Raw genomic sequence first — 13,937 nt, forward strand, 5'->3', positions numbered from 1 at the left:
AGATTATTTGTGATTATTCCAGCATTAGACGTATTACAAAATCAAATTGTGCGCTTGTACCAAGGTAAATACGACACAGCACAGTTTTACCCTTTCGAACTTGGCGCGCGTTTAAAAGAATACGCCGACAGCGGCGCAGGTAAACTTCACCTTGTTGATTTAGAAGGTGCACGCGATCCAAGTAAAAAACAGTGGAAACATATTCAAGCTGCGACCAAAGCACTTAACGTACCGTATCAAGTAGGCGGCGGTATTCGCTCAGAGCAAGATGTAAGTGATTGGCTAAAAGCCGGTGCAAACCAAGTTGTTATTGGTTCAATGGCAGTAGAAAAACGCGAACAAGTAAAAGCCTGGATTGAGCAATTTGGCGCAGAGCATTTTGTAATTGCTCTTGATGTAAATAAAACAGCCACGGGCTGGGCACCAGCAACGCACGGTTGGTTAAGTGAATCTGAATTTGGTTTACTTGAGCTGGTAGATTTTTATGTGAGCTTAGGTGTTATCGATTTTTTATGTACGGACATCAGTAAAGATGGCACCATGACGGGCCCATCATTTGAGCTTTACGAAGACCTAACTCGCCACAACAGCACAATTAAAGTGCAAGCCTCAGGGGGCGTAAGCTCACTAGATGACATTAAAAAGCTTAAAGAGCTTGGTGTGGGCGGCGTTATTTTAGGTAAATCATTGCTTGATGGCGCATTTAGCGTTGAGGAGGCACTGGCATGTTATCAAAACGCATAATCCCGTGTTTAGACGTTAAAGACGGCCAAGTAGTTAAAGGCGTTAAGTTTAAAGGCCATGAAATAGTTGGCGATATTTTAACAATGGCTAAAGCCTATAGCGAAGCTGGCGCCGATGAACTGGTTTTTTACGAAATCAGTGCAAGCGTTGAAAAACGCCTACTTGATGTAAACTGGGTAGAGAGCATTGCACGTAATATCGATATTCCATTTTGTGTAGCCGGCGGTATTAAATCAGTGGCTGATGCAGCGCGTGTACTTGAGCGCGGCGCAGACAAAATAAGTATTAACAGCCCTGCTATTGCGCGTCCTGAACTTATTAAAGAATTACACGATGAGTTTGGTAAGCAATGTGTTGTAGTCGGCATTGACAGCTTTTTTGATGAAATTACCGGCGAGTATTTAGTTTACCAATTAACCGGCGATCCTAATGCATCAAGCCGTACGCGCTATAAAACACAAGAATGGGTTAAACGCGTACAAGACCTAGGCGCAGGCGAAATTGTATTAAACTGTATGAACCAAGATGGCGTTCGTAACGGTTACGACAACGAGCAACTAAGTAAAATTCGCGAGCTGTGTGACATTCCTTTAATCGCCTCTGGTGGTGCGGGTAGTATGCAAGATTTTGTAGATGTATTTAAACAAAGCAAAGTAGATGGTGCATTAGCCGCCAGCGTTTTTCATAAAAATGTGATTAACATTGGCGAACTAAAACAATTTTTAACAGATAACCAAGTGGCAGCAAGATTATGCAAGTAACACAACAAAACCAAGCTCAGGTCGATTTCGCTAAAAGTGACATGATCCCTGCTATTATTCAAGATGCCCGCTCTGGTGTTATTTTAATGCAAGGCTTTATGAACAGCGAAGCACTCGCTGTTACGCTTGATACCAATAAGGTAACGTTTTACTCGCGTTCAAAATCGCGTTTATGGACTAAAGGCGAGTCATCAGAAAACTACTTAAACGTAGTATCTGTGCATACAGATTGTGACTACGATTCAATTTTAGTACTTGCCAACCCAGAAGGCCCAACGTGTCACTTAGGCACACAAAGCTGTTTTGGTGATGAAGCAAAACCAAGTTTAAGCTTTTTAGCACAGTTAGAAGATGTGATTGTTGCGCGTAAAAATGACGACCCTGAAAAAAGCTACACAGCGTCATTATTTGCAAAAGACTTAAGCCGTAGTTGTCAAAAAGTAGGTGAAGAAGGCGTAGAAGTTGCCCTTGCCGCTATGAAACACGATAACGATGAGCTAACAAACGAGTCTGCTGATTTAATTTATCACCTGACTGTATTACTACAACGCCAAGGCTTAGCCCTTGAAGATGTAGTTAAATGCTTGCAAGGTCGCCATAAATAGCATTAGTTGTGTCTAACAAAGAGGCTCATATTTATATGGGCTTTTTTATTTTTACAGTAAATCACGTGTGATATAGTGCGTGGCTAAATTAATCGGTTACTGTGAACTATGAAAAACTATATTACCCCTTCTATTGTCGCATTTATTTTAGTCGTCGCGTTTATTTTAGCGGGCTGTACCAGCAAAACTAATCAGACTACAACTACAGCAACCACTACTACAACGAATCAGTCTGTAAAAACCACAGTAACACCCGATGAATGCAGCACCATAAATAACCTAATAAATGGTTATGAGTCTGGTTTTAATTCAATCAAAACAGATAAAGTAAATAACCAGTTTACTAATCAATGGCGTACTAATACTCATATAATTGGAGCAAACTGTACAGTAACTTTAAATAAGTCAGAGCAAGCAAGCTACCAATGCCAAACACCTGTTAAAACACAAACGCAAACAATAAAGTCTCATCAAAAACTGGCTAAGCAATTGCGCCAATGCTTAACCAAAACAGGTTGGTTGGAAAGCCAAAAAGAAACAGCAAGTTCAATTTACAGCACCTTTGTACTTGATACTAAAACCCCTGTCATTACACTTGCTACCAATCAAGAAGGTAATGGGTTTTCTACTCGCTTTGAAATTGCTCCACCGTTAGGACTTTAATAATGCGCCAATTAAATCAAAACAAAAAACCATCTAAATTTAAAACTGATTGCCTAGGAATATGCGAAAGGCGCAGCGGTTACTGCACCGGGTGTGGGCGTACCAACGAAGAAATTTTTGATTGGATAATATTATCTGAAGATGAAAAAAAAGCGATTTTAGAAACACCACGAGCAGACGCTAACTCATAACAAATAAAGCCCCTAAATGTTAAAAGTAACAGTTAATTGATTAACTAAAAACTTTTAACTTGTTGTGGCTATTCATTTTAGTTGCGCTAATACAGCTTTCGACTACTTGCTCAAATGAGTTATTAATATCTATATTTATAACATTGGGCTCATCTTCTTTTGGAACTTCTAGCGCTTCAAATTGGCTTTTGAGTAAATCAACAGGCATAAAATGCCCTTTTCTGTCCTGCATACGGCTTTTAACCAGCTCAAAATCACCAAAAAGATGTAAAAAGGTAATGCCTCTATTTCCATCACATATTTGTTCTCGGTATTTCTTTTTTAATGCTGAGCAGACTATTACCGCGACTTCATTTTTCTTTTCAATGCTAAATGCAGCATCACGTATTCTTTCGAGCCAAGGCACACGATCAGCATCATTTAAAGGCTGCCCAGATGACATCTTTAATATATTAGCCTTGGGATGTAAGTCGTCTCCGTCGATAAATTTAGCGCCAATGCGCTTTGCTAATGCATCACCCACACTTGACTTTCCTGTGCTTGAAACCCCCATTACAATATAAATACGACCTACATTTGTGTTACTCATGTATTTACCCTCGCCTTAATTTAATAATTAATTATCTTCAATGTATATATTATATTGAGTTACGGGTAACATGTTACCCGTAACAAATACGAAAGTGAAGTTAAACACACACTAAACATCATAATTCACACTGAATATAAGTAGGGAAAAATGTCAGATTTATCATTAATACTAACAGCGGTAGGCTCCATATTTTTATTGCTTTTTTTAGTAATGAAAGTACGACTACATGCTGTCGTCTCTTTGATCCTTGTTTCTATGATTGCAGGATTATTCTCAGGAATGAGCCCAGAAATAATTGCCGCTACAATTCAAAAAGGAATGGCCGGAACACTAGGCTTTGTAGCGGTGGTGGTCGCTTTAGGCGCCATGTTTGGCAAAGTAATGGAAGAAACCGGCGCGCTGGATCGCATTGCCCACACACTTTTACACCGTTTTGGAGAAAAAAACGCTAATTGGGCGCTTACCTTTACGGGCTTTATTTGTGCCCTCCCCCTCTTTTTTGATGTAGCCGTTGTACTTTTAATCGGTATTGTTTTTGCTGTGGTACGAAAAGGCGGTGGCAGCGTTGTTAAAATTGGTATTGGGCTACTTGCTGGGATAGCGTCTTGTCAGGCGTTTCTTATTCCTGCGCCAGGGCCGATTTTGGTTGCCTCTCAATTAGGCGCTGACTATGGTTATATGATTTTATTTGGCCTTATTGCTGCCATACCGGCAATGATTATAGGAGGTCCAATTTGGGGCTCTATTATTTCTAAATCTATTCATGTAGAACTCCCACAGCACGAACAAATCGACGATAACCAAAGAGTTGGTAAAGGGACGCCTAGTTTTGGATTAGCATTAGGTTTAATTGCTCTGCCGTTAATTATGATTAGTTTAAATACTATTGGTAGCCGCTTTGTTGAAAAAGACTCTGATTTATATAATTGGTTAGCCTTTATAGGTCATCCATTTACAGCAATTTTAGTTGCCTGCCTAATGGCATTTTATTTGCTCGGTGCAAGGCGCGGTGTCCCTAATGCTAGAATCATGGAAATTTGTGGTAGTGCCTTACAACCTGCAGGAATTATTATTCTTGTCACTGGTGCCGGTGGGGTATTTAAACAAGTATTAGTTGATTCAGGAGTAGGTACTGCACTAGGTAATTACTTAGCTGGCTCAGGATTACCGATTGTAATACTCGCTTTTGTATTATCAGCCGCTGTGCGGGTTATTCAAGGCTCTGCGACAGTAGCTATGCTTACAGCGTGTGGCTTAATTATTCCAATGCTTCAGCCTTTAGGCCTTGATGGAGCGCAGCTTGCCGCTGTCACTATCGCTATTGGTGGGGGCTCTATTGTGCTCTCCCATGTAAACGACTCAGGATTTTGGTTAGCGAGTCGCTATCTCGGTTTGAGCGAAATGCAAACTCTTAAAACGTGGACGGTAATGGAAACTATTATTGGTACTGTTGGCGCACTTGTCGCTATGATTATTTCTCTGTTTTTGTAAAATTACAGTATGTAGAGTTATCATCACACATATAAAAATTACCTGAGCCTTTTGTTATTTAGGCTCAGGTAATTAGGCTCATATAATTAGAGTATTTAAACACTTTCACCTAGATGAACTATATAACCAGTATCAATTACTTGCTTATAATTAATCCTAGCATCCAAATCTGAATTAATCCGGCTCAACAACTCTCTTCCCGCAACATTACCTATCTGATAACGAGGGGTGATCACACTTGCTAATTGAGGCACCATTGCTTGGCCAATATCATGGCCATGAAAACCCACAACCCCCATTTGGCTAGGCACTAAAATGTTGTTTCGCTGGCATTCAAAAATAGCCCCAATTGCTAAATCATCATTAGTACAAAACAAACAGTCAGTATTTGGGTAGTCAGTACGCGCTTTTTGTAAAAGTTCAGCACCTAAACTATAAGATGAAGCTTGATCAGTCATCACACTTTTAGGCGTAAAACCTTTAGCTAACATAGCATCTGAATAACCTTGAAATTTTAGGCGTGTTCGTACATCGAGCCTTGCACCTATATAAACAATATTGCGATAGCCTTTATTTAAAAGTGCCGTCGTCATATCAAAAGCAGCTTTAACATTATCAAAACCAACCGCTTGCTGCATAGGAGAGTGATGAGTATCCATTATTTCAATCACAGGTACGCCTGACGTTTCAATCATTTTTAGCGTTCTGTCTGTGTGTGTGGTTTCTGATAAAATTAAACCATCAACGTGGTACGACAATAAATACTCAACCCGTTTTTCTTCAATTTCAGGGTTGTAACCATAATGGGCCAACATTGTTTGGTATCCTGCAGGCCCTGTCACATCTTCAATCCCTCTTATAACTTGAGCAAACACGTGATTCGTTAACGATGGGACTAGTACACCAATAGAATAGCTTTTAGCATTAGAGAGTAAATCAGGGGCTTTATTTGCAATATAACCTAGCGTATCAATAGCTGCACTAATTTTAGTGCGAGTTGACTCTGATACTTTTTCGGGATTACGTAAATAACGACTCACCGTCATTTTGGTTACACCAACCGCATCGGCAATATCTTGAAGAGAAGAACGTTTGTTTTTTTTCATCACACACAATTAAATAAAATATTACTTGTAACATACCAACTATTGTGAAAAATCACTACTTTTAGCCATTTTTATTTAAGTTAAAATAATAAATATTTAGCCTACCGCCTGTATTTAAACTGTTGCTAAATGATTGGTTAAAAAGGTTTAGAAAACCTAAACCTTTTTAACCAACGATACTGTATTTACAGTAAAGTTGAACAAGCATTTCTAAATAATTTAATTTTAAGCCTTATCGAGCGCTTGGCTTACATCGGCAATTATGTCAGCAATGTTTTCAATACCGACTGACAAACGGATTAAATCGCGACTTACACCCGCATTAGCAAGCTCTTCATCATTTAATTGGCGGTGTGTAGTTGACGCAGGATGGCACGCAAGCGACTTGGCATCGCCAATATTAACTAAGCGTAAAATCATGTTTAGCGCATCAATAAAACGAGTACCCGCTTCTAGGCCACCAGCAATACCAAAGCTTAAAATACCCGATGCTTTACCACTGGTAATTTTTTGGCTCATTTCGTTATACGGGCTTGATTTAAGCCCTGCGTAATTAACCCAAAGCACTTTTGGATGATTTTCTAAATACTCAGCCAAGTGCTGTGCATTCTCGCAGTGGCGATCCATTCTTAAGCCTAAGGTTTCAAGGCCAATTAAAATGTCAGATGCGTTTTTAGGCGCAAGCGCTGCGCCAGTATTTCTAAGTGGCACTACTCTACAACGTCCAATAAATGCAGCTTCAGCAAAAGCTTCGGTATAAACCACATTGTGATACGACGGATCGGGCTCGTTCATCATTGCAAAGCGCGTGGCATTCGCTTTCCAATCAAATTTACCTGAGTCGACAATCATGCCGCCAATAGCAGTACCGTGCCCGTTTATATACTTTGTAAGTGAGTGAACCACTATATCGGCGCCCAGCTCAAATGGGCGGCATAAATACGGCGTAGCCACGGTATTATCAACAATAAGCGGCACACCTTTGCTGTGTGCAATACGTGCTAAACGTTCAATATCAACAATATTACCTGCAGGATTACCAATAGATTCACAAAAAACAGCGCGGGTGTTGTCGTCAATAGCATTCTCGAACGCGGTAAAGTCATCGGCTTTAATCATGCGTGCTTCAATACCTTGCCTAGGTAGTGTATGAGCAAATAAGTTATACGTCCCACCATATACTTGGCTGGTGCTGACAATGTTAGTACCGACTTCACACAAACATTGAATAGCATACGTAGTAGCAGCCATCCCAGAGGCCACGGCTAGCCCGCCAATACCCCCTTCCATTGCAGCAATACGTTGTTCAAGTACGGCATTGGTTGGGTTCATTATGCGGGTGTAAATATTTCCAGGTACTTTTAAATCGAATAAATCAGCGCCATGCTGCGTGTTGTCAAATGTATAAGAAGAAGTGTGATAAATAGGCACGGCTGCCGATTTGGTCGTAGGCTCAGATTCGTAACCATGGTGCAGTGCTAATGACTCTAATTTCATAATTATTTCCTTCAATTAATTTACCACTAACCTAGCACTTCTTGGTTATAAAATGTACATGAAATATATTTAAGGGTGTTAAGGTGATTTGATTTAAGTTAAGGCGGTTAATAGCTATGAGTTCAAGGATTATGTTCTTTTGAACTTTTTAGAAAAACCATATAAAAAAACTTTATATGGCTGTGTTCTTCCATTAGGTAGTAAGTTATTTTAAGGTTATATTTAATGAATTAGTATTAAGCACTAAATAAAACAAGCTTAATCGAAATATGTATTAGAAACTTTAGAGGACAACATAAATTACTAATATTATTTGTATTGTATGGCTCGAATATATTCAATAAGTTGGTCAACAGGAAGCGGCTTTGAGAAAAAGTAACCTTGAATCCTAATACCTTTATATCTAGATAAGTGTGTAATTAGCTTTTCATCTTCTACCCCCTCTACTACCACTTTTTTGCCTAAGTCATAACAAACTTTGATAATGGTATCTAAAAGCTTTCGTTCTTTCGTATCTTTATCCGCTCCAAGAGTAAACTCTCGATCAATTTTAATAATGTTCGCGGGCTGATTAGCAAGATGTGACAAACTTGAAAAACCAGTCCCAAAATCGTCTATAGCAACATTCAAACCTGAATTAATTAATTCAAGTAATGTTTTCTCTATAGATGTCTTTTCTTGAAAGGAGGACTCAGTGACTTCAACAGTGAAATTTTTATATGTGATGTTATTTTGAGTAAGTAAATGGAGTAAGTCGATAGAAAAATTGTCTTTAATAATCTGCTTGGTTGAAAAATTAACTGCTACGGTTATATTTTGCAGTTGCGAATGTTTTTTTATATCGTGAAGGACTTGATTTAAAACTTGTTTACCTACTTGAACTATTTGACCCGTAGTTTCTGCTACAGGGATAAATTTTGCCGGAGAGATCCATTCACCGTTACAACACCACCTAACTAGCGCTTCAACACCTACAATTTGGTTCCCATTCAAGTTATGTATAGGTTGGTAGAACACTTCTAATTCGTTGTTCTTTAGAGCCGTGTGTAAATTATTTCGGATAATAATTTTTTCGCTGTGTTTATCATCCATTATTTGTTGATAAAAGTGTATTTGATTCCCTCCAAGCTCTGTAGATTTTTCAAGGGCTATATTTGCTTGCTGAAGGTTAAGCTTAAAATTAAATAATTCGGGGGTTTGATAAAATACCACTCCAGCACTTGCAGTAAGATTGAAGTCAAATGTGTCTATACAGTACGCTTTAGATAAATCGAGTATTAGAGCCTCAATTTTTTGCTCAAGGATAGCTGGTGTAGTATCTGTAAAATATAAAACAAAGCTATCGTTAATTCCCTTAGAAATTAATACTCGGTTGTCAACATTTATACTTATTCTTTCAGAAGCTTTTTTCAGAATTTTATCACTGATTTCATAACCTAAAGAGTTATGTATCTCTTCATAAAAATCTAGTTTAACTATTACAGTTGCAAAATTACTATATCCTCTAACCGAGCTAAGCTGCAGAAACTCTTCTTCCAAAGCTTTCAATCTCAGTAAACCAGTTAATTCATCATGCTTTGTACTAAACTCTAAGGCTCTTGATGAATCAGCTACCAGTACAAAAATAAATATAAATAGAAACGTAAACCATAATATTAATTGATCAATTATGGTATCAATGTGTATTGCTTCATAGTCATTGATAAAGGTATAGACATTATGTTCAACTAAACCCATCACATTTATTTTTTCAGTGATAAAATGGTTATAACGGCTAGTTAGCTTGTTTAAATCAGACTGAGTTTTATTTTTATAGTCTACTGAAAAGTATACATTTGGAGTTAATTCTAAATATGTATCATACCGACTAAGATATTTTAAATAACTTTTCTCTAATAATAAGTTCATATCTAGTAAATTTAATATATAAAAACGACTTTGATTCGCAAGTTTAACAGGGGCTAAAAACATTAAAATTGGTATATCGGAGTCTAGAGTTAATGAGTTAGCTGCAAATTGGACTTCCTCTATATCTCTTTTAAGCCATAATTTTATTGTAGGTTTTTCTAGCATTCCATTTAAGTAAAAACTGCTAGAAAAATTATCGCCTGAAATATAATTTAATTCATTATCAAGAACTAAAACACCTTTGATTATATTATAATCACTAATGTAATTTTTTGAGTCTATATTAATTAGACGCATAAAATCTTCAAAACTAACTTTTTCTACTCTAGTCTTTATTCTAGCTAAAGCTTTTTTCTGTGAAGCCAAAGAGCGGTTTATCATTGTTTCTAATAAGTGTATTTTTTCTCTTGCATTAGCATCTTGGGTTCTGACTAGATTCAAAGATGACTGATGCCACACAGTTGAACCGATTAATACAACTATAAATACGACTAATTTTATTTTTTTCATTTCATTTATTTTTATATTTTTATGAAAAGCTTTGATAGTAATTGCTGAAAAACAAGTAAACATAAAAATGGCGTACAATGATAAAGTAAATGGCTTGTTATCAAAGCTTCCCAGATCGAAATTACCCTGCATATGAAATAAAAAAGAAAACTGAATAAATAGAAAACACAATGCAGCAACTGTAGCTATTGCGATGCAATACTTCTTTGTATATAGACTTACTTTTTTTATGGTTGCTAAAACGCCTGCAATTAACAGTGAAATTATTGCCGTCGTGGGGCTTATCACCTTCATTAATTCATACCCAGAAAAAGTAGATTCAACCATTCCTAGTGCAAAAATAATACAGTGAAAATACAAAATAGCGCTATATAAAATACTAGTCGCACTTCTTGTCACATTCAATCTCATATCATAACCCATTAAATTTATCAGCTGCCCCAATGCAGTTTAAAAGGATTGCTTATACAATTCAATGCAAACATAAAGCATTACTTATTAATTATTTTTCTTGTGAAGTGGCCGAGAAATACACTTTTGATTGTAAGACCTCCAAGTTGACATCCATGTTTTCATTATATACGATACATGCATAAATCATATACGGTATATATAATGGGAATAGTGAAAATATCAGATGGGCTGCATGAAGAAATTAGAAAATCGAGTAATATCATGTCCAGATCTATCAATTCACAAGCAGAGTTTTGGATTAAAATAGGCATGCTTGCTGAGTTAAATCCGACACTTACCTACCATGAAATAATTAAAAAACAACTCATAAAAGAAAAGCTTACTATTCAGGATCTTTTGCATGAGTAAAGCAACAATAAAGACTGATGCAGAAATTGAGCTCATGAGAGAATCAGGAAAGCTTTTAGCTCAGGTATTTAAAATGCTTGATGATTTTATTTGCGAGGGCATAACTACGTTAGATATAGACACTAAAGTAGAAAGCTATATTACCAATGTGTTACATGCTCGTCCTGCCAGTAAAGGCCAATATGGCTATCGGTATTCATTGAACTCATCTGTTAATGACGTAGTGTGCCATGGTATACCCAATAATATTTATAAATTAAAAAACAAAGATATTTTAAATATTGATATTACCTTAGAGAAAAATGGTTATATCAGTGATTCAAGTAAAATGTATACTTTTGCAGCGACAAGCTCAGAAGCCAAACGATTGGTTAAAACGACTTATGATGCTATGTGGGAAGGTATTAAGGTGGTAAAGCCAAAAGCAACGCTTGGTGATATTGGCTATGCTATTCAAAAGCACGCTGAATCTTCTGGTTATAGTGTAGTACGTGAATATTGCGGTCATGGTATTGGTAAAGAAATGCATGAAGAGCCGCAAGTTTTGCATTATGGTAAACCTCATACAGGGTTAGTGCTTGAAGCAGGTATGACCTTTACTATAGAGCCTATGATCAACCAAGGTTCCAAGAAGGTAAAAACTAAAAAAGATGGATGGACAGTCGTAACAAAAGACAAGAAACTTTCTGCTCAGTGGGAACATACCGTTCTAGTAACAGAAACGGGCTTCGAAGTTTTAACACTTCGCGATGAAGAGAAGCGTGCTTAGCAAAACTAAGTTATGCTACTGACGTATACAAACCGTAACCCATTATGATTAACAAAAAAGGCGCTTCCTTTACGGTAAGCGCCCTTCTCTTATCTCACTAATTACTTATTTTACGATTGTCATTTCGTCTAATAAGTTTTGTGCATTATCTACTTTATCCATTACCCACAGCATGTAGCGTGAATCAACGTGGATTGAGCGATTAAGCTCAGGGTTGTAATCCCAGTCACCAATAATACTTTCGTAAACACCGTCAAACAGTAAACCAACAAGCTCTGCTTTGCCGTTAAGTGTTGGCGAACCTGAGTTACCACCGGTAGTGTCTACATTTGATAAAAAGTTAACGGGTACTGTATTCATGCCACCCGTGTAATCACCGTAAAGCTTGGCTTTAATTTGCTCTTGTAACTTTTTGGGTGCATTAAATGGTTCAACATCGGTGTTTTTAGCTAGTAAACCTTCAAGCGAGGTAAAAGGTGTTGCTACCAAGCCATCTTGAGGTGAGTAGCCACCTACGGTGCCATAGGTTACTCGTAATGTGCTATTGGCATCGGCGTATACAGGTTTGTTTTTAGCTTTGTTAAACGCAATGATTGCGCTCATTAGCTCTGGGCGAGCTGCTTGTAATTTACCTGCAAGTGCTTTTGATTTATCTTCCTCTGCTTTCATTACTTTAAAGATTGCTTTAGCGTACTGCACAAATGGGTCTTGGCTTTGATTTAGCTGGCTAAACGATTGTTCAAATAATGAATTGCGAACAGTGGCATTATCAAGTCTTGACTGTTCATACATGCTATCAAGTAACGCGCTTTGGGTTGCTTTATCAAACCCATTTTGTACTTTAAATACGTTATCAACCTCGCTAAAACGCTCTTCTTTTGGAAGTGCTGCATACAGCTCTAAAAAGTGCAGTAAAATAGCTTTGTCTACTTTGCTATCATAACGGCGCGTCATGCGCTCAAGCCCTGCTTTAATGCGAGGTAAGTCACGTTCTTGATAACCAGATTCACGTTCGCTATTTGGCTTTTGTTTTTCGTAAGCTAGGCGGTATAAACGTCGTGCTGTGCTGATCATTTGTGAGCGATGTACATAACCTAACATTCGGTCGCGTTCACTGTGCTCTTGTGATTGTGCAATTAGCTCAGATAGCTCACCTAATACGCTTCCGTATTGCTCTTTACGCTCACTATCGCTATTGATCCATTGTGTTAACTCTTGCTCAAACTGTTTTTTGCGCTCAAGCATAGTGCCTTTTTTGAAGCTTTCGATCATCGAACCATAGTTTTTAATATAGTTGTTATAACCTGCAATGGTGCTTTCGTAAGCAATACGCGCTTTACTGCCGTCTTCTGAGTTTTCTTCAATAAGCGACACGTATTTTGAGTTATGAACGCGTGCTTTAGGGTAGCTGTCGTTAAATACGTTATCTACCTCTGTTGCTATACGGTAGCGATTAGTACGCCCGGGGTAGCCTGTAACCATTACAAAGTCGCCTTCTTGCACGCCTTTGGCACTTACCTTTAGGTAAGAGTCAGGTACGTAAGGTACGTTGTCTTCGCTGTACTCTGCTGGTTTTCCATCTTTGCCTACATAAGCACGGTAAAAACCAAAGTCGCCTGTGTGGCGCGGCCACATCCAGTTATCTATATCCCCACCGTATTTACCTACGCCCATAGCTGGTGCGTAAGATAAACGTACGTCTTTAATTTCAAGTGACTTAATTAGGTAAAACTCTAAACCACCATGAAACGAATACACGTTACAACGGTAGCTTTCGTCGGCTTCACACTGGGCTACTAGCGCTTTTTCGTTTTTTACTATTGCGTCGTAGCGTGCTTTACCGCTTAGTTCTTCAATACCTTTACTAACTTTGTCAGTCACATTAGTAACTGTTTCTGTGACGTATACGCGTGAACCCGGCGCTGCTGGTAAGTCCTCAGCAGGGCTTTTAGCTAAAAAGCCATTTTCTAATATGTTGTTTTCAGGTGTTGAATTGTATTGCACCGAGCCATAAACACAGTGATGGTTTGACACAACTAAACCCTTAGGTGATACAAACGATGCTGTACAGCCACCCAAGCTAATTACCGCATTCATTGGGAATTCGGTTAATTTAGAAATAGATTCAACATCAATTTCAAGCCCTTTGGCTTTTAAAATTGATTCTAACTCTGGAAGTTGGTGTGGTTGCCACATGCCTTCGTCGGCTATGGCACTACTTGAAAGTGATAAAGAAAATGTGGCTGCTAATGTAGCTACAAGAGGTTTTAAACGCATT

General features: G+C 38.0%; 13 protein-coding genes. 8 read left to right on the forward strand and 5 right to left on the reverse strand.

Annotation, left to right across the window (positions count from 1 at the left end; all coding sequences use genetic code 11):
• The first annotated feature begins 9 nt into the window (after positions 1 to 9).
• From H5090_RS02010 to H5090_RS02030, 5 genes are all read left to right on the forward strand, one after another.
• Complete coding sequence (locus H5090_RS02010; RefSeq protein ID WP_002960267.1) at positions 10 to 744, forward strand: 1-(5-phosphoribosyl)-5-[(5-phosphoribosylamino)methylideneamino] imidazole-4-carboxamide isomerase; 735 nt, start codon at positions 10 to 12, stop codon at positions 742 to 744.
• The gene (gene hisF, locus H5090_RS02015) at positions 726 to 1,505 is read left to right on the forward strand and encodes an imidazole glycerol phosphate synthase subunit HisF (protein ID WP_002960269.1); all 780 of its coding nucleotides are present in this window, start codon (positions 726 to 728) and stop codon (positions 1,503 to 1,505) included. Before H5090_RS02010 ends, hisF begins: the two co-directional genes overlap by 19 nt.
• Positions 1,496 to 2,110: a bifunctional phosphoribosyl-AMP cyclohydrolase/phosphoribosyl-ATP diphosphatase HisIE gene (gene hisIE / locus H5090_RS02020; protein ID WP_007376299.1), complete on the forward strand. Its 615-nt coding sequence runs from the start codon at positions 1,496 to 1,498 to the stop codon at positions 2,108 to 2,110. The genes hisF and hisIE overlap by 10 nt, the downstream gene beginning before the upstream one ends.
• 108 nt (positions 2,111 to 2,218) lie before the next feature.
• The gene (locus tag H5090_RS02025) at positions 2,219 to 2,773 is read left to right on the forward strand and encodes a hypothetical protein (protein ID WP_024597354.1); all 555 of its coding nucleotides are present in this window, start codon (positions 2,219 to 2,221) and stop codon (positions 2,771 to 2,773) included.
• 2 nt (positions 2,774 to 2,775) lie between these two features.
• The gene (locus H5090_RS02030; RefSeq protein ID WP_002960277.1) at positions 2,776 to 2,964 is read left to right on the forward strand and encodes a DUF1289 domain-containing protein; all 189 of its coding nucleotides are present in this window, start codon (positions 2,776 to 2,778) and stop codon (positions 2,962 to 2,964) included.
• Positions 2,965 to 3,004: 40 nt separating this feature from the next.
• On the opposite strand, the gene H5090_RS02035 is transcribed toward H5090_RS02030, so the two are convergent.
• Positions 3,005 to 3,553 carry a gluconokinase gene (locus tag H5090_RS02035; RefSeq protein ID WP_182694893.1) on the reverse strand — a complete coding sequence of 183 codons (549 nt, stop codon included), beginning with the start codon at positions 3,551 to 3,553 and terminating at the stop codon, positions 3,005 to 3,007.
• Positions 3,554 to 3,703: 150 nt separating this feature from the next.
• Here H5090_RS02035 and gntU point away from each other — a divergent pair, with 150 nt between their 5' ends.
• Positions 3,704 to 5,047, forward strand: a complete 1,344-nt coding sequence (gene gntU / locus H5090_RS02040; protein ID WP_004586388.1) for a gluconate transporter — start codon at positions 3,704 to 3,706, stop codon at positions 5,045 to 5,047.
• A 95-nt stretch (positions 5,048 to 5,142) separates the two neighbouring features.
• On the opposite strand, the gene gntR is transcribed toward gntU, so the two are convergent.
• From gntR to H5090_RS02055, 3 genes are all read right to left on the reverse strand, one after another.
• Positions 5,143 to 6,153 carry a gluconate operon transcriptional repressor GntR gene (gene gntR / locus H5090_RS02045; protein ID WP_182694894.1) on the reverse strand — a complete coding sequence of 337 codons (1,011 nt, stop codon included), beginning with the start codon at positions 6,151 to 6,153 and terminating at the stop codon, positions 5,143 to 5,145.
• 225 nt (positions 6,154 to 6,378) lie between these two features.
• Complete coding sequence (locus H5090_RS02050) at positions 6,379 to 7,650, reverse strand: O-acetylhomoserine aminocarboxypropyltransferase/cysteine synthase family protein (RefSeq protein ID WP_182694895.1); 1,272 nt, start codon at positions 7,648 to 7,650, stop codon at positions 6,379 to 6,381.
• Positions 7,651 to 7,959: 309 nt separating this feature from the next.
• Positions 7,960 to 10,479: a bifunctional diguanylate cyclase/phosphodiesterase gene (locus H5090_RS02055; RefSeq protein ID WP_220490678.1), complete on the reverse strand. Its 2,520-nt coding sequence runs from the start codon at positions 10,477 to 10,479 to the stop codon at positions 7,960 to 7,962.
• A gap of 204 nt (positions 10,480 to 10,683) precedes the next feature.
• Between H5090_RS02055 and H5090_RS02060 the strand changes: the two genes are divergently transcribed.
• Together H5090_RS02060 and map are read left to right on the forward strand one after the other, a co-directional pair.
• On the forward strand, positions 10,684 to 10,890 hold the full coding sequence (locus H5090_RS02060; RefSeq protein WP_024596935.1) for a ParD-like family protein: 207 nt from the start codon (positions 10,684 to 10,686) through the stop codon (positions 10,888 to 10,890).
• Positions 10,883 to 11,659, forward strand: a complete 777-nt coding sequence (map, locus tag H5090_RS02065) for a type I methionyl aminopeptidase (protein WP_182694896.1) — start codon at positions 10,883 to 10,885, stop codon at positions 11,657 to 11,659. Before H5090_RS02060 ends, map begins: the two co-directional genes overlap by 8 nt.
• A 105-nt stretch (positions 11,660 to 11,764) precedes the next feature.
• Here map and H5090_RS02070 read toward each other — a convergent pair whose 3' ends face one another.
• Positions 11,765 to 13,936, reverse strand: coding sequence for a S46 family peptidase (locus H5090_RS02070; protein ID WP_182694897.1), 2,172 nt, complete (start codon positions 13,934 to 13,936; stop codon positions 11,765 to 11,767).
• Between the last annotated feature and the right edge of the window lies 1 nt (position 13,937).

It is taken from the genome of Pseudoalteromonas sp. SR43-5 (genome assembly GCF_014163835.1).
Classification (GTDB): domain Bacteria; phylum Pseudomonadota; class Gammaproteobacteria; order Enterobacterales; family Alteromonadaceae; genus Pseudoalteromonas; species Pseudoalteromonas distincta.